We start from the raw sequence: 15,742 nt of genomic DNA, 5'->3' as shown, positions 1-15,742 counted from the left end.
TTGGGCGGAGAATCGGGAGAGCTGAGTTGAATCAAAACAGAGGCTGCCCGTGTTTGAAGCCTTGAAGCTTTTCGAGTTGTTGTCTGCAATGAGGCACTTCAGCGCTGTCAAGCCATTTTCTGCGTTTGATCAAGGGCATCTGGGGCGGAAGGTGATAGCCCTCAACCACCTCAACACGATCTTGACCGGGACGAAAGCACACATATTCCGTACCGCCGTCCGAACATGGACGTAACAGCCAGATGTGTCTCAGCGCAAGCAGATCCATCGGAACAGTCTGGCGAGCATGAAGCAATGTTGCGAGCGAACTAAGAGTTGCGATTGCAACTCAAAGACTGATTGGCTCCACACCGCTCACAACAGGCGCGACATTACTGAGATCAAGCGCAGGATGCTCTTCAATAAGTTGGTTCAAATTCCATTCGTTTTTGAACAACAAAACGGGGCGATTCCATGCATCACGCACTGTCTTGCAATTAAAAATACGACCCACATCTTCCAGGGAAGACCAACCACCAGTCACCCAGCGTGCAACCTGAAAACCGAGAGGCTCTAAACGCGTATCAACGCCATACTCATTTTCTAGTCGATGCTGCACAACTTCCAACTGCAACTGTCCAACAGCAGCAAGAATGGGATCGCGCTTACTTTCGTCTGTGTCATAGAGAATTTGAACAGCTCCCTCCTCACGAAGCTCATTCACGCCTTTACGAAAGTTTTTGAATGCAGAAGGATTTGGATTACGTAACCAACTAAAGATCTCGGGACTAAAACATGGTATTCCCTCGTATTCGACCTTTGCTCCAGTATAAAGAGTATCTCCAATAGAGAACATCCCAGGATTATTTAATCCGATCACATCACCTGGATAAGCATCTTCAACAACAGCCCTATCTTGCCCAAATAATTTCTGAGGGCGCGAAAGACGAATGGTGCGGCCTGTCCGGGCATGACGAACGGACATATCTTTTTCAAAACGTCCACTACAAACACGAACAAAAGCAACACGATCTCGATGACGTGGATCCATATTGGCTTGAAGTTTGAACACAAACCCGCTGAAATCAGGACGCAATGGATCTACAGGGCCTTCCGTACCAATTCGTGCAACAGGCTTTTGGGCCATATCCATAAACGCATCAAGGAAAGGACGCACCCCAAAATTAGTCATAGCCGATCCAAAAAAGACCGGCGTAAGTTCCCCTGCATGAACCAGTTCAAGGTCCAGTTCTGCGCCAGCTGCTTCCAAAAGATCAAGATCCTCAACGGCCTGAGCTAGCAACTCTGGCTCCACCAAATTTTTTAATTCTGGATCATCCAAATCCAAGAGCTTTTCCTCAGATTGACGACCACGCTCAGCACGGCTGAACAGAACAACCTGACGCGTGCGGCGATCGATCACTCCTCGAAAGAGTTCCCCGCTGCCGATCGGCCAATTCACAGCCCAGGGAGTGAGACCTAATTCAGCCTCAATTTCATCCAACAGTGCTAAGGGCTCTCTTCCAGGACGATCCATCTTGTTGATGAACGTAAAAATAGGAATTTCACGCATCCTGCAAACCTCAAACAGCTTGCGTGTTTGAGGTTCCAGTCCCTTCGCAGCATCCTCAAGCATCACTGCGTTATCGGCGGCAGCGAGGGTGCGATAGGTATCCTCAGAAAAATCCTGGTGACCAGGAGTATCCAACAAATTAATCGTGCTACCGGAGTAGTCGAATTGCAATACGGTCGACGTAATCGAAATACCGCGCTGTTTTTCCAGCTCCATCCAATCGGAGGTGACCTTGCGTTGCTCACCGCGAGCCTTCACAGCACCAGCTTGCTGAATCGCACCTCCGTATAGCAAGAGCTTCTCAGTGAGAGTGGTTTTTCCTGCATCAGGATGGGAGATAATCGCAAAATTGCGACGTCGAGCCACGGCTTCGGCGAGATCTTCCTCACCGCTTAAGACGTTCAACGATTCGCTGCTACCAGTACCCAAACGCGTGCTCATGATCTCGCTGTTGACGCCACCAGCCTGACAGTCAATGGTCGAGGCAGCATCAAGATCACCACTGACCACAAACTTCAAGGTATCGGTCGTCGATCTCCATCACGGTGAACTGACCAAGACCAGCCTGGTCAAGTTGTTCGCGGACCTCATCTGCAGTGAAGGCAGCGATCAAGGATGCTCGAAAGTCGTGTTGCAACACCGAAGGAGCATTGCTCACATACCGTTCGCAAAGCGCGTCAACCTCCTGCTCATCGGAGGGACGACGAAGATCACGATGCAACATGAATGCGTTAGGCATGGCGAGCTGCTTGACAGACGCCCATAGGCTTTGAGGGTTATGGAGATGATGCAACAGGCTATTACTAACAATGACCGAAGCACCCTTTAATTGAGGAATATCCTCAAGACAACAATGACTTAAGTCAACAAGTAGATAGGTTAGATTTTGAATAGTAGGCCTTAAACATGAAAGTCGCTGATTAGCTATCCCAAGCATGGAAGGAGCCCCATCAAGTCCAATCACATCAGACAGGGGCCAATGAGCAGCAAGCCGTTCAGAGATATTCCCCGGTCCACAACCTAGATCCAAGATCAAACTATTTGCAGGGAGTACGGTGCAAGATTGATCCATCAGTTCCGACAAACGTTCGATGACTGATTGATCACTTGAACTAAAATCGGCGTCTGCATAGGCAATGACCTGATCAGGCACATTCATCAACTCTGGTTCAGGACAACGTTTCATCAGAGTTCGGAATAAAAAGACTCAACAAAAAGAGCCTGAGAAGGGAAGCGGAATTCAATATTATTCTCGGTAAGCACCTGAATGAAGAGCTGCTGAAGCCTAAGAACACTGTCTCCAAAATCGTACTGCATACGATGCAAAGAAGATATTTTCAGATCATAAACATAACGACAAGAGAAGATCTTCAGCAGACGACAATCAAAATAATGGAGATGGAGATCGTCATTGACAGCGGAGCGCCGCAGATCTGGAACACGCACCAACTGCTCTGAGTCTGTGGAGCAAGAGTCGCCAATCGTAATTTCATAGCAATGAATCCTTGCAAGTGATTCATCAAGCCGCATCAGCAACGATGAAAGCCAGAGCATGGCATTTATATGGACGACTGCGGCGGAGGCACTTGAACATGGCCTTTGGTCGCTGCAGATTGAGTTTCAACGTGCCAGGGAAGCAGCCTTCAGGGAAACAATAGGCCTCCATCCGAGGCAAAACACCGTTGATAGTGCTTATAAAGACGTGCACACCCTATCGGTGGCGTTAGGATACCCGAACGACAAGCCGACAAAAGCAAGTGACTCTCACCCCAAGCCGCACAGAAAAGCTAGATACACAGACCACTGGACTAGGCCCTAACAACGGCGACTTCCCAGCAAGTGCGCCCGCAGCCAATCCTGTGTTTTACCGCACCTACAGCCGTCGCTTGTCCAAAGGAAGAGAAAGTTGGAGCGAAGTTGGAGAACGAAATCGATCAGGGCTTCTCAAACTTGGCTCCCTCAATGCGGAGGAAATGGATCTATTGGCGAGGATGCAGTCTGAGAAAAAAGCACTTCCCTCCGGACGCTGGCAATGGATCGGTGGTACTCCATGGATCGAGAAACCTGAAAATTACTCAGGGGCCTACAACTGCACCTCCACAAATCTTGTGGATTGGGAAGCATTCGGCCTGATGATGGATTTAGCGATGATGGGATGTGGAACAGGCGCCATCATCGAACCCCACTTCATTGATCAGCTTCCAGTCGTCACCAATCCGATTGAAGTTCTAAGCGTTTCAAATATCGGTATTACACCCGCAGATAAGCGCCAAGAAGCCACGACCTACAGAATCAGCGATCACAGTGTTTCAATCAAGGTGGGGGACACAAGACGTGGATGGGTTGATAGCTACCAATTGCTCTTAGAACTGAGTAGCGATCCTCGTTTCGAAGGTCGAAAAGTTGAGGTCGAAATTGACCTTTCTGATGTTCGTCCCGTCGGTGAAACCCTCAAAGGTTTCGGTGGTATGGCGAACCCCGTGAAACTGAAAGATCTCTACGGTCGGGTAGCAAAATTACTTGGCAAAGCGATCGGTAGACAGCTCACATCCATCGAATGCTGTCTCCTTATCGACGAAGCAGCCGTGACGATTGTGGCGGGCAATATCCGACGCAGTGCAGGGATGCGTCAATTCGCATCCGACGACATTTCAGCTGCTGGTGCCAAGGAAAATTTGTGGCAACAGGATTCTGAAGGCAACTGGAGGATTGATCCTGAGCGCGACGCGCTGAGGATGGCTAACCACACCCGCGTGTATCACACCCGACCAAGCAGGGATGTTCTGCTTGAAGCAGTGACGCGTCAGTTCCACAGTGGGGAAGGCGCCATTCAATTCGCACCTGAAGCGCTCGCTCGCTCAAACGCCGATTTGCTAACCACCAAGGAACTTAGAGATGAATTTATCGAGATTTATTGCGACCAAGGCCGTGAGGAAGCAGGCCGCTGGCTCGAACAAAACCATGGTCCGATCTCAGAAGAGGAACTTGAGCATCGACTGAGCCGCTACGGATTAAACCCTTGCGGTGAAATCCTCGGTGCAGATTTTCATTGCAACCTTGCAGAGGTGCATCTCAACCAAATTGACCCCAAAGATGAAGCAGCGCAACGAGACGCCTTCCGAGCGGGTGCACTCTCTGTTGCCTGTCTGCTTAATCATAAATTCGAGGTACAGCGTTATCGCCAGAGTCGAGCTTGGGATCCAATCGTAGGTGTAAGTTTTACTGGTTTATTTGATTTCTTTGTTCATGCTTTTGGTACACCATGGTTGCAATGGTGGGAAGCAGGACGGCCAGAAACTGAAGAAGGCCTGAACTATAAACAGCAAGAAGCTGACTACTTGAAGCGGTGGAAATCAATCGTGAATGAAACCGTTTGGGATTATTGCGATCGTCATGGCCTGAGGCGTCCAAACCGCTGCACAACAGTTCAGCCCGCTGGAACAAAGAGTCTGCTGACAGGTGCTGCACCTGGTTGGCACCCTCCCAAAGCTCAGCGGTTTATCCGCAGGATTACTTTCAGAAAAAACGATCCTGTAGCGATGGCCTGCATGGACTACGGCTACACAGTGGTTCCTTCTCAGTCCGATAAGGATGATCAAGGTCGTCTATTGAACGATCCATTCGATACACGCTGCACAGAATGGTTAGTAGAAATTCCAACCGAGGTGAGTTGGGCCAATCTGCCTGGGGCAGACACTGTAGATATCAATGCGTTCTCAGCATTGGCACAATTTGACTTTTACATGCAAGTTCAATTGCACTACACGGCCCACAACACATCGGCAACGATCGAATTCCGTGAGCATGAGATTGAACCCTTAACCGACGCTCTTCATCAGACCATCCAACAGGGTGGCGGATACATTTCTGCAGCACTTCTCGCTCGATTTGATGCGAATGCAACCTTCCCTCGCTTGCCATTCGAACCAATCGATGCACAAACCTATAAGCTCTTGCAGAAAGAAGTCGTTGAACGTCGAGTCAACAATGACTTTTTCGACGCATTGCAAAGGTATGACAGTGGTGAGCTAACTGAAGCAGGTCCAGCTGGTTGCGATTCGGACAAATGCCTCTTACCTTTAGCAAAACCAAATAGCTAACAACCAAACAAAGGGCTTATTTTTTAAGTGTAAGCCCTTTGATACCAGAAACAATAAAAGCCAAACACAAAATCAAACTTTAATTTATCATGAATCAGTAATGTATTGCATTGGAAATATTTCTCAAACTGCAAGGTAAGAGAAAAATTTCCATCCGAGCCATAAAGATGGTGAGATGATAAAATATCCTTGCCTCCAGGAGAGGTGGTCGAGTGGTTTATGGCTCTGGTCTTGAAAACCAGCGTGTCTGCAAGGGCACCGTCGGTTCGAATCCGACCCTCTCCGTTCAATAGCAAAGCCCAGTCTACCACTGGGTTTTTTTAATGACTCGCTGTAGCACTGCAGAAGCTTGAGCCTGCTACAGAGTTACGGTAGTAACGTAATCTCGACAAGCTGCGCAAGAAATCCTGCAACAGATACGGGCTCTCGACCTTACAAACAAAGCACTCAAGAGCAGTGGGGGGAGGGGGCTAACAAAGTGCGGAAGATCGAGGTGTTTTTGTGGCGGGTTGGCAATGGCATGAATAGAATAGGAATTAGTTCTTGAAGACAACAAGTCCAAATCTCGGGCTCTACTGTTCTCTTCTTTTTTTACTTTGGATGCACTAATGAACAAATCCATTTGGGAAGAGCATGCAACCATACACAAGCAGATCGGAGAGTTTACACATGCAAACAAGGCAAAACCCCATACACCATGGCATCTGCTTGACAAAAGCCAACGGCGAGAAATTATTCAGCACAGACACAGCTGTAAAAACTACACGAAAATATTTCTAGGCGTCTTTATTGCAACCGTAGCAATCGCAAGCATTGTATCGATTAAAGAAGAAAGAAACCCGGCCATGTCATTGCTACAAAAAAACAGCATTAACCTCGTAGGAATATCATAGACAAGACATACCTGCTTAGGATAAAAAAATAAATTGACGGGACTTAATTAGATCCTTCAGGGTTCGATTTTTTGCCATCATCAGAATGAATTTACACACCAGTGTGCCTGAGTATGAGCCATTTCCTGAATTTCAAATGTCTTCGTTGAAATGATATCAACGTAGACCAGGCATTATGTTTTCAAATGGCAAAAGGCTAGCTAAATAACCGCTGGGGGCAAGTGAACTTTCGACAATGCGGACTAGCAGGGAAAACCAGGCAATGCCAACAAACAGCCCCTTGCACTCAGGCCACGAGATCCCTGTGCTCGATCATTATGGTGGCTAGGTGCTTTTTGGCTCGATCAACCTTCTGACGGACTCGTTCGCGACTAATTCCAATTTCGTTGGCGATTGACTGAAGGCTCTGCTCATCCACAACGTTGCGACGCAACAACTCTTGATCGTTATTCAGAGCTATTTTTGCTTGATCCCCAAGGCTTCGCTTAACTGCTTCCCACTGGAACTCATCATAGTTAAGTGTTGATTGCTCATCGCAAAGAAGTTCAGTAAGGGTTGAACCATCCCTATCTGCACCAAGCTTCATATCTAGCGATGCAATTCTTTTGGCAACAAAAGCGTGCCGAAGGTTTTTTAGCTGAGTATCACTAACCTCTAGTAGCTCGCAAATCTGCTCATCATTTAATCCCTGCGGCAGTTGATTGAGCTTTGCTAGCACAAGATTCATAGAAGTTGGAACCCTGATCGTCGCAGATGTCTGATCAATTGCCCTACTTATTGATTGGCGGATCCACCAATACGCATAGGTGCTGAATTTGTATCCCAGTTCAGGATCAAACTTCTCAACTGCACGGTTCAGGCCAATGCTACCTTCCTGAACCAGATCACCAAATTCCAATTGCCCAAGTTGACGATGCAGGTACTTGCGGCTAACGGTGACGACCAACCGAAGATTGGCCTTAATCATTCGATCTTTAGCTCGTTTGCCAGCCCTTTTTTGAGCAGGAGTTGCCTCGGGTGACTGGCTCATCCTCACTGAAGTTCCAAGCGTGATCTCCTCAGCTGCTGTGAGCAATGGAGTTCGGCCAATCTCATCCAAGAACTGATCAATGTTGCCGTTATCTGGGAAAGGCATCTAATTAAAAAACTTGACCGTCAGTTGTTGTGCTTAGAGCTTTGCCCATGCGGACGTGTATAAAGGAGCGCTTCGATACAAAATCGCAGGTCAGATCGATACCGACATTGGCATCAATTCGATCGGTGACCATCTGTAGGGTCTAGTGGGACTCATCAAAAGTCTGAAAGTTCAAGATCAAGACGGCAAGAAAGTCATCTATGCGAGCGAAACGAAGCAGATATCTCAGCCTTCGAGGCATCAAAAAATAACATAACAGAAGAAAAAACCTTTACTAAGGCAGAGTTTCTCAGCTACTCAGTGGACGAGATGACTCGTTGCCACTCCGAGAAGTAGCCCTCCTCAGATAATCATCTTGACGCAACATTCATCACAAGAGAAACAGCACAGATCGGTACCTTGACAGATCTGCAGCCAGTTCCTCTTCATTAAAGTGGTTAACTCTTCACAAGGGTTGGCAGCTACGGCTTCCACCCTCCGGGTAGCGCTTGTCGATCTTCAAACCAAAGAAAAATTGAAGGATTAAAGCTGGCCGCTGACTCGATTGACCTGTTACGTCGTTACTACAAAAATTAGCTTCGAAAGATTGTTGCGTGCCAGGAGCCAAAAAAGGGCAGAAAAATCAATCAAATGAACTGGACGTACTGAGCCTGAGCACGAAAGAAGATAAAGCGTACCGTTCACTCCAAGGCTTCGCATCTCAATGGTTCAGCTTCTGCGATCCTGATAAGTACATCACAAGAACGTGAGAACAGACAGAGATAGATATTGCGTCAAAACGAATGTGACGAAGATCACACACTAATTTGATGAGCATCAACACTAAACAACAGGAGTCAAGCGAAGCTGTTCACAGGTAATTATTTACCACTTCCATCAACCTATCACTCTAAAAAAATGACGATACAACCAACTCTTGGACAATTGTCTTTAATTGACAGTTTGCGTCGACGTCGCGCGACTATCGAAATCGAAAACAGAGAAGTGGATAGAGAGATTAAATTGCTAAAGACAAGCGAACAACTAGAGGAGGAAGCCAATCAAGACCCAATAGACTCTAGACAACTTGCAGAAACCTCGATTGAGTGGACCAATGAAGAGCAAGGGACTTCAACAACTAATTCAGCAAGCACTACTGATGGAACGCATGGGTTTGATAGGCAAGTAATTCGAGATGACGGAGGTCATGGGAGAAATAAAAGTTTAAGTTTAATTAGGTCATTAGCTGGAGATGAAGATGATGCTTGGCAAGGGCCAGGAATCGATAAAATAGGGACAATATATGACATTGCAGCAGAGATATACCCTCACGACAGCGACGCCTTCAGGGCTGGGCAAGTCATCAAATACAATTTGACAGGAGGTTATTCACATTGGGATCACAATCCACAACAGCAATTTGGTAACAAGAATGATTTTGATGGACTAAGCTTAAATCCCGAGAGGCAAGAATTATTAAGAAGCGTCTTCAAGTATCTATCGAATACACTCGATATTACTTTTATCGAAGATAATACCTTTACAGACTTCGACAATATTCTCGAAAACGACATAAACCCATACTCTGAGTATGACGGATATATAAGTTTTGGAGACGTAAACGAAGTGAATTATGCTTCGAAGAGGCAAATGCTTGAACGCAGGTTTTGCATTATAAATATAGATAATACAATAAATCCTAGTGGTGGAGTTGGTTCAAATGCGTGGACTGATGCGTTGCATGAAATTGGACATGCATTAGGCCTTTCCCACCCTGGCTCATACAATTACGACCCAGATCCAGAGAGCGAAAATCATAATGTAACTTTTGAAAGAATGGCTGAATTTTACAATGACACCAATATGCTAACCCTAATGTCTTATTTTAAGCCTAACAACAATCTTGGAGGCCTTGGTTCTCTTGAAAATCCGAATATCTTTGGCCCTCATATGAAACAAGCAACATTAATGCCAGCAGACTTTATTGCGCTAAGAGGAAGGTACGAAATTCAAAAGAACAATGCAGCACATGGCGATTGGAACGAAAAGAAGATAATTGGCGTAAATACAACAATTACAAATGAAGATCCTATTTGGAACCAAGTGGAATCACAAATCTCAACAAGCAGGTATTTTTACACTCAAGTAGCGAATCACAATGAGGATACAGTAGATTTTAGCAACACAACTGAAGACCAAAAAATCGATCTTCGTGTCACTACTGGAGATAATTACGATGCTTTTTGGTCAAACATTGGAGGTAACAAGAAAAATCTTGCTTTTTCCGAAGTATCAATATTTGAAGTCGCCAAGTCTGGAAGTGGTGATGACATATTAATTGGAAATAACGCCAATAATGCCTTATTTGGAAACGATGGAGACGATCATCTTATCGGCTGGGGTGGCGATGATGATCTTAGCGGTGGCCAGGGGAATGATGAACTATTTGGTGGCACTGGAAATGATCTGATTATTGCTGGTGAAGGTGATGACTATTTAAGTGGCTCAACAGGAATCAATGAAATGTACGGTGGCGTCGGTAAAGATACTTTTGTCCTGACACAAGGTTCAGGACATAGCACTATTCATGATTTTAGCGGTATTGATGATCAAATTAAGCTTGGTGATGGTGGTGAGAGCATTTCAATCATTAATAATCTAGATGGTAATGCAAGTATTTACCAAAATGGGGATCTTTTGGGAATCGTAAATGCAAAATCTGCCAATGCATTAGAGGTCAGTGGAAACTATATTATTGGAGTCGTTAATTATATGTGAAATGGCTGGGGCGGTTAAAAGAGATGCAGTTGAGCTTGCCAAGACATCTTACTGATCCTTTTACTCTTAATTAGAGGTGGGTTCTGCAATTTTGAACTCTTTGAACCCTGGTAACTGCAACCATAGATATTCAAATTTCAACAGGTTAGGAAACACATCAAACTAGGCACAATCCAAAGTTCATCAAAATTTTTCATACGGATATAACTTCTCGAAAACTTCAATGAAGAAAGATAGGTATCGCTAGAACAAAAAAATCACAGATACAACGGCTATTTGGAAGAAGACAGAACTGTATGGACTCTGATCTAACACTTAAAACAATCGAGATCTCCTCATACAACGTGATTTTACTGATCAAGATCTGTTGGCAGGTTTAAAGCCTGGTCCTGGAGAAACAGGAGTACCACCGTTGCAGAAGTTAGAAGCAAAAACTTCTTTGTCTTGAATCGTCCAGTCGGGTTTGTTGGCTTCATACCAAGCAATGCTGTCCGTGTAACACGTGTTCCAACGTTCCGAATGCTGAGCGATAGGTCGAAGTGAAATCGCAACTGAAACTGAACTCACGGTTGCAACAACAGCCAAAACAGGAAACAGATGAGCATTAATCATCTCGCGTGCTTGGGACATGGATGGAAGAATCGATTACGACCATTCTCACGAGATGGTTGGTTGATGTCAAACCCACATACGGTCTTTGACGAACATCGTTCCAACCAATGAATCAGAGGGGAAGATCTGCAATGGATGCGCGAGATCCACGGCCATGAAAAGGTGATCAAACAAAAGAAAACCCCGCCAAAGGCAGGGTTTCTCGACTTCTCTTTGGGCGTGTTGCCTAGTTTCCACTCCGCGAAGAAGTCTTCCTCACGATTTCATTATGCTTCGCAACTGGCACTGTGCCAGTGTTCGTCAACACTTGGGTGACTGGCACAAGATTGATGGAATTTGCTAGTGGCAGCAGCCTTCAAGTGAAGACTCGACAGGTTCCAAGCATCAACGGTTTGCTTCGGTTCAGTGAAAGATGCATGATTCATCAGGAGCGAGTAGCCCAAGCGCATTGCGAAGCGTATCTCTGAGAGATCACGGCATGGCCGTTGATAACCTGCTGCTGCCCAACATTGCGATTGTCAACGAAAAGCTCTGCAATGGTTCGTCCATAGCGGTCTGTAGTGATTCGGCGAATACGAACTAATCGACCTAAAACCAAAGCCCTCAAACCGTCGGCGGATCGTTCGGAGGAGGTGTTGTCATAAGCAATAGGACTCATCTTGGTGGCCCTAAAGCGAGGACGTTTTTTTAATTCCGGAGCATCAATACAAGCCAACCTGACTTTTTCAGCATCAGTGGTCGTACAGGTGTCCCCGTCGTAACAGCCCTGAAAACGAACGAGGGGCAGGTTTTGATCACTAGCTTTTGCAGCGACAACCTGAAGCGACAACAGAAAGACGAAGAAAGGAAGCAAATTGCCCATGACACAATTTCCACAAGAACGTTGGCATCACACAATATTCAGGGGAAACACCTGCGTTGCGCTGAGCTTGTCAGCAGAAGGCCTTAATCTAGATTCTGAGAACAAGATCAAGGACTATTGCATGACAGGGTTACAGAGCCTCAAGCTGAGAGAGATGTGGCAGTGGCCTACTTAGAAGTCGAGGCCCAATAGCGGCGATAGATCGACTGCGTTTTAGGAAGTGCGAAAAGAACAGCCATAACAAACTTTGTTATCTACTAATTGCTTGTTAGCCATAACGATTGATGGACGCAAGTATTGATTGACACAAACCAGGAAACATTGGGAATTCCCAACATTCAGAAAGATACTAGTGGGCATAAGTAAATCTTAAGATGATTCATGAGTTCACGGAGTAATTGGTGTCCTAGCAGGAGGCATTATTTGTCCATCAGCGAAGAAAAATGGTTGATCTCAAACCAGGGCAGGAAGTGTACAACTCAGGATGGACTAACAAAACATCAGAAATTAGAAATCATGGTAATCAAAGGCCGGCTTTATAGATCCAACAAAGACATTTCGATTCATATCTGCAGATGCTAGAAGAAAAAATCCAGGAGCCAGCAGTGAATAACTTCACACCAACCACAAAAACGAGGGGCTGTGCTGCAGAATTCGGTGGAAACCGCCTTAAGGACCCTGGATCGAATGGAAAAATTTGTCGATGTACGACTCAGCGCAGAAGAGGCGGAACTGATTGACTTTGCACTAGACCTAGTGGTTGATGCGTACGGCAAGAACCTAGATCAAGGAGGAATCGTTGATCAGCTCAAGGAAAAATACAGAGGCACAGAAGCCAGGGCTTTTGTCGATCAGCTACGTAGGCGCTGCTATATCGCCACGGATCTTGACTAAACGCACTTAAGCATGAAAACGTTGTAGTTCTTCAATTGAAGGGCAGGCATTCATCACCAAAATCATGGCTTTAAAGACTGTTATGTGAAAAAAATGTCTGTCTAGTACAAACTTTAAAAGTGAAAAGAAAGAGCCCCATTTGTACCGTCAAATGAATCTATAGGGCTTACAAGGAGCAAGTCAAAGGGTTTTCAACAATCATCCAAACCAACTAACCATCCAAAGTTTTCAAACAGAATCCGGCCAAAAGCAGTTCACAGGGGAAGACGTGGGTCTTCTCTGAATTAAAATCTAAAAACAAAAGGATAATACTTTATCAAAAAAAATTGCTTCAAACGCATATTAAGCCTCACATACAGATATCAACACAAATCACCAGACGAAATTCACCTACGCCAATACTCACCAATCGGTTTTGATGTGAACACTTTGCTTGCAAATAGGAACCACAATGCGAGAAGCTAAGCTCAATAAGTAATTTTACTCATGCTTGATATTGAACGGCTTACCCCTGATGGATGGAAGCCAAGTGCCAGTCAGGCAGATATTCATGCAGCAGTCAATTTCGCGAAAGAGCTTTGCATGGAAGAGCCTTCCACATACAGAGTTCTCCACAACAACGATTTAGTTTGTCTAGTACGGCAGCAGGGCATAATCTGGATCAATGCCAGCTCAGAAATAATGGGAGAAACCCAAGCTGAGAAAACTGTCTCGGTCTGACGAAAACTGCTCAAAAATCTGACCAACGCAATGTCTCGGTGGATCAAAAAACACCAATAGGCAAGATATTCGAATGACATGCTTGAAACAACAATCCGAGGAGAAAAGGTGTCAAACAAAAGAGAAGTGAAAAACTGCTGACTGGCAAATCGGTTCATCAGCCTCAGAAAACATGTTTTTATGTTTAACAAGCTGAAGGCTGAATTATTCCAAAGCATCAAGTACACCAGAAAAGCTCATTTCAACAAGTAAAATACGTAAAAATCAACTCAATTCAAACATGCAAAGAACTCAACTTTTTACTTTGATTCTTCTGACATGCACCCTTGGAATGAATCACATCAACCCTGCACTAGCAAAATCCACACGTAGCTTCAGTGGATCAAATCCAGCAGAGGTCGAGAAAAACGCACGAAAAGCTGGTTTTGACTATCCAGATGGAGAGATGCAATGCAGCAGTCGCTGTACCCAGAGGTGGGCAAAAGAGTAAAGAATTAATTGTGTTGTATCGTACTGATCAAAATTCAATGCGTTCATAAAGCTGCTTGCCAATTCTATTGATCCAACGATTCTCTTAATGCTCACAAAATAAGATTAAACGCCACTAATAATCAGTACTTTCAAGACTCCACGAGCTAACTTGCCAGCATAGTTACAATTAAAGCCAATAATATTGATGCCGGAAGTTCAATTTTGCTCTATGTCGATAAAACCAGTGGAAATGAACCCTGTATAGCTCATTCGTACTAGCAAGTTGGCTGCTTTTTTAGTTGCACAAAACAAAAATCCCCGCTTAGCGAAGCTAGGCGGGGCGGGTGATGGGGATCCACATCATGACATACTTTGGCTCGTTTTCCACAAAATCAGCCATTCAGCACCGTGTCACCACTCTTCTCCACAGCGTGTGGGAAAACTACTCTTGGTTCCGCTGATCTGTGGAGCGCTTGCTCAGATTCGTGGATAACAGCTGATCTACATGCTTGATATCGGCCTATTATCTAGCGGTGGGCTGGGTGATGGGGATCATTCCAGTGAACTTTCCCCCCACTCGAGGGGATTTTTAATTGTGATGCACCAACGAGGCGCCATCGATCTCTTGGTTTATAGCAGTGACAAAATTAAAACTGGCGAAGAACCAAAGCTCAACCATGGGTAAGTCTCAAGTGAGCACCATTAACATGGAATATAAATTTTGATATAATCATCATTATTCAACAATCCGATAAAAAACAACCCTTTACTTGATTTTGATTTCCGCAAGCATTTAGATAATCATACTGATAAATGCAAACCAAAAAGGTCAAAAATTTATACCATTGCGTGGCCTGATTGCAATAGAAATCTTTTCAAGAAGAAGCCCTAAGGATTGCTACCAAGCACAGCAAGAATGCAATTTACCGCAATTTCAAACAAGATTTAATTGTCAACAATCAGGTAAAAGCACTTGTCAAATTAAACAGATTTTAATACGCTAACGATAATATTGTTAGCGGGCAATTCAGTAAAATGCATATTTTTGAAGCCAACTTCGCTACAAAGTGTCTCAACAGCTTCAAGATCACGCACTCCCCAGGAGGGATTACGCTCCCGCAACGATTGATCAAAAGCTTCGTTGCTTGAACTCGTATGTAATCCGTTCCGACGAAAGGGCCCATAAAGAATTAAACGACCTCCAATCGGAAGGTGGTCAGATGCCTGCTCAACTAATGATTGACAACAGCTCCAAGGAGCAATGTGTATCAAATTGATCGCAACAACAACTTTTAATTCAACACTAGTTCTTTCAGGAAGAAGCCATGGCCGGTCAAGAACATCAAGTTGTAAGGCTGGCGGCATCAAATCACTCAAACACTCATGGGCAATCCAAGCATTGATACTTTTACAATGGCTTGGATCAGGATCACTGGCTTGCCATAAAATGCCAGGAAACCGGCGCTGAAACGTTACAGCGTGTTCACCACTTCCACTAGCAATTTCAAGGACAGCACCTTGTTCAGGCAGCAGTTCAGAGAGAGCAGCTCCGATAGGAGCACGGTTGCGCACCGTTGCCGGAAAGTAGAGACGATCTTGATTAGTAGGTGAAAGCATCCCTAAGCACGCAAATCAATCAACTAAGCAAATAATTCATTTTTAGCCATTCATCAAGCGTGATTAACACAACAACCCCTGAGTAACGCCCCATCAGTGGGGCCTGCTGAGTCAGCCTTCACGGGCAGT

The 15,742-nt window shown here is 45.1% G+C and carries 13 protein-coding genes and 1 tRNA gene; 6 read left to right on the top strand and 8 right to left on the bottom strand.

The genetic code is table 11. From position 1 onward, the window contains the following. Positions 1-31 precede the first annotated feature (31 nt). From SYNC_RS05885 to SYNC_RS05870, 4 genes are read right to left on the bottom strand one after another with little or no spacing between them, the layout of a single operon-like run. Entirely contained in the window at positions 32-268 is a 237-nt protein-coding gene (locus SYNC_RS05885; protein ID WP_011619199.1) for a hypothetical protein, read from the bottom strand. A gap of 60 nt (positions 269-328) precedes the next feature. Beyond that, on the bottom strand, positions 329-1,993 hold the full coding sequence (locus SYNC_RS05880; protein ID WP_049750391.1) for a peptide chain release factor 3: 1,665 nt from the start codon (positions 1,991-1,993) through the stop codon (positions 329-331). 55 nt (positions 1,994-2,048) lie between these two features. Beyond that, complete coding sequence (locus SYNC_RS05875; protein ID WP_011619197.1) at positions 2,049-2,738, bottom strand: trans-aconitate 2-methyltransferase; 690 nt, start codon at positions 2,736-2,738, stop codon at positions 2,049-2,051. Next, entirely contained in the window at positions 2,738-3,106 is a 369-nt protein-coding gene (locus SYNC_RS05870; RefSeq protein WP_041426503.1) for a hypothetical protein, read from the bottom strand. The genes SYNC_RS05875 and SYNC_RS05870 overlap by 1 nt, the downstream gene beginning before the upstream one ends. Positions 3,107-3,309: 203 nt before the next feature. Here SYNC_RS05870 and nrdJ point away from each other — a divergent pair, with 203 nt between their 5' ends. The 3 genes from nrdJ (at position 3,310) to SYNC_RS15020 (ending at position 6,545) form a co-directional block, all read left to right on the top strand. Next, positions 3,310-5,652: a ribonucleoside-triphosphate reductase, adenosylcobalamin-dependent gene (gene nrdJ, locus SYNC_RS05865; protein ID WP_011619194.1), complete on the top strand. Its 2,343-nt coding sequence runs from the start codon at positions 3,310-3,312 to the stop codon at positions 5,650-5,652. 198 nt (positions 5,653-5,850) lie between these two features. Next, positions 5,851-5,937: transfer RNA gene (locus SYNC_RS05860), tRNA-Ser, on the top strand. Between the two features lie 323 nt (positions 5,938-6,260). Next, the gene (locus tag SYNC_RS15020) at positions 6,261-6,545 is read left to right on the top strand and encodes a hypothetical protein (RefSeq protein WP_041426502.1); all 285 of its coding nucleotides are present in this window, start codon (positions 6,261-6,263) and stop codon (positions 6,543-6,545) included. A 286-nt stretch (positions 6,546-6,831) separates the two neighbouring features. Here the strand turns inward: SYNC_RS15020 and SYNC_RS05850 are convergent, their stop codons facing one another. Next, complete coding sequence (locus SYNC_RS05850) at positions 6,832-7,680, bottom strand: RNA polymerase sigma factor RpoD/SigA (RefSeq protein WP_011619193.1); 849 nt, start codon at positions 7,678-7,680, stop codon at positions 6,832-6,834. Between the two features lie 897 nt (positions 7,681-8,577). Between SYNC_RS05850 and SYNC_RS05845 the strand changes: the two genes are divergently transcribed. Then, positions 8,578-10,437, top strand: coding sequence for a M10 family metallopeptidase C-terminal domain-containing protein (locus SYNC_RS05845; RefSeq protein ID WP_011619190.1), 1,860 nt, complete (start codon positions 8,578-8,580; stop codon positions 10,435-10,437). 357 nt (positions 10,438-10,794) lie between these two features. On the opposite strand, the gene SYNC_RS05840 is transcribed toward SYNC_RS05845, so the two are convergent. Both SYNC_RS05840 and SYNC_RS05835 read right to left on the bottom strand, forming a co-directional pair. Further along, entirely contained in the window at positions 10,795-11,067 is a 273-nt protein-coding gene (locus SYNC_RS05840; protein WP_011619189.1) for a hypothetical protein, read from the bottom strand. 406 nt (positions 11,068-11,473) lie between these two features. Beyond that, entirely contained in the window at positions 11,474-11,911 is a 438-nt protein-coding gene (locus SYNC_RS05835; protein WP_011619188.1) for a thermonuclease family protein, read from the bottom strand. 687 nt (positions 11,912-12,598) lie between these two features. On the opposite strand from SYNC_RS05835, the gene SYNC_RS05830 reads away from it, so the two are divergent. Both SYNC_RS05830 and SYNC_RS05825 read left to right on the top strand, forming a co-directional pair. Further along, the gene (locus SYNC_RS05830; protein WP_049750390.1) at positions 12,599-12,805 is read left to right on the top strand and encodes a hypothetical protein; all 207 of its coding nucleotides are present in this window, start codon (positions 12,599-12,601) and stop codon (positions 12,803-12,805) included. Positions 12,806-13,291: 486 nt separating this feature from the next. Continuing rightward, a complete protein-coding gene (locus tag SYNC_RS05825; protein ID WP_041426501.1) occupies positions 13,292-13,525 on the top strand; it encodes a hypothetical protein in 234 nt (77 codons plus the stop codon). Positions 13,526-14,977: 1,452 nt separating this feature from the next. On the opposite strand, the gene SYNC_RS05810 is transcribed toward SYNC_RS05825, so the two are convergent. Further along, on the bottom strand, positions 14,978-15,613 hold the full coding sequence (locus SYNC_RS05810; protein WP_011619184.1) for a DUF938 domain-containing protein: 636 nt from the start codon (positions 15,611-15,613) through the stop codon (positions 14,978-14,980). Positions 15,614-15,742 lie beyond the last annotated feature (129 nt).

Origin of the sequence: Synechococcus sp. CC9311, from assembly GCF_000014585.1 — a bacterium.
GTDB lineage: Bacteria > Cyanobacteriota > Cyanobacteriia > PCC-6307 > Cyanobiaceae > Synechococcus_C.
This window is presented reverse-complemented; position numbering and strand designations above follow the sequence as displayed.

Excerpts from the sequence above, each read along its gene's own strand:
- SYNC_RS15020 (WP_041426502.1), top strand. The coding sequence starts at position 6,261 with ATGAACAAATCCATTTGGGAAGAGCATGCAACCATACACAAGCAGATC.
- SYNC_RS05840 (WP_011619189.1), bottom strand. The coding sequence starts at position 11,067 with ATGTCCCAAGCACGCGAGATGATTAATGCTCATCTGTTTCCTGTTTTG.
- SYNC_RS05845 (WP_011619190.1), top strand. The coding sequence starts at position 8,578 with ATGACGATACAACCAACTCTTGGACAATTGTCTTTAATTGACAGTTTG.
- SYNC_RS05870 (WP_041426503.1), bottom strand. The coding sequence starts at position 3,106 with ATGCTCTGGCTTTCATCGTTGCTGATGCGGCTTGATGAATCACTTGCA.
- SYNC_RS05810 (WP_011619184.1), bottom strand. The coding sequence starts at position 15,613 with ATGCTTTCACCTACTAATCAAGATCGTCTCTACTTTCCGGCAACGGTG.
- SYNC_RS05880 (WP_049750391.1), bottom strand. The coding sequence starts at position 1,993 with ATGAGCACGCGTTTGGGTACTGGTAGCAGCGAATCGTTGAACGTCTTA.
- SYNC_RS05875 (WP_011619197.1), bottom strand. The coding sequence starts at position 2,738 with ATGAAACGTTGTCCTGAACCAGAGTTGATGAATGTGCCTGATCAGGTC.
- SYNC_RS05835 (WP_011619188.1), bottom strand. The coding sequence starts at position 11,911 with ATGGGCAATTTGCTTCCTTTCTTCGTCTTTCTGTTGTCGCTTCAGGTT.
- SYNC_RS05850 (WP_011619193.1), bottom strand. The coding sequence starts at position 7,680 with ATGCCTTTCCCAGATAACGGCAACATTGATCAGTTCTTGGATGAGATT.
- SYNC_RS05830 (WP_049750390.1), top strand. The coding sequence starts at position 12,599 with ATGGAAAAATTTGTCGATGTACGACTCAGCGCAGAAGAGGCGGAACTG.
- SYNC_RS05825 (WP_041426501.1), top strand. The coding sequence starts at position 13,292 with ATGCTTGATATTGAACGGCTTACCCCTGATGGATGGAAGCCAAGTGCC.
- SYNC_RS05885 (WP_011619199.1), bottom strand. The coding sequence starts at position 268 with ATGGATCTGCTTGCGCTGAGACACATCTGGCTGTTACGTCCATGTTCG.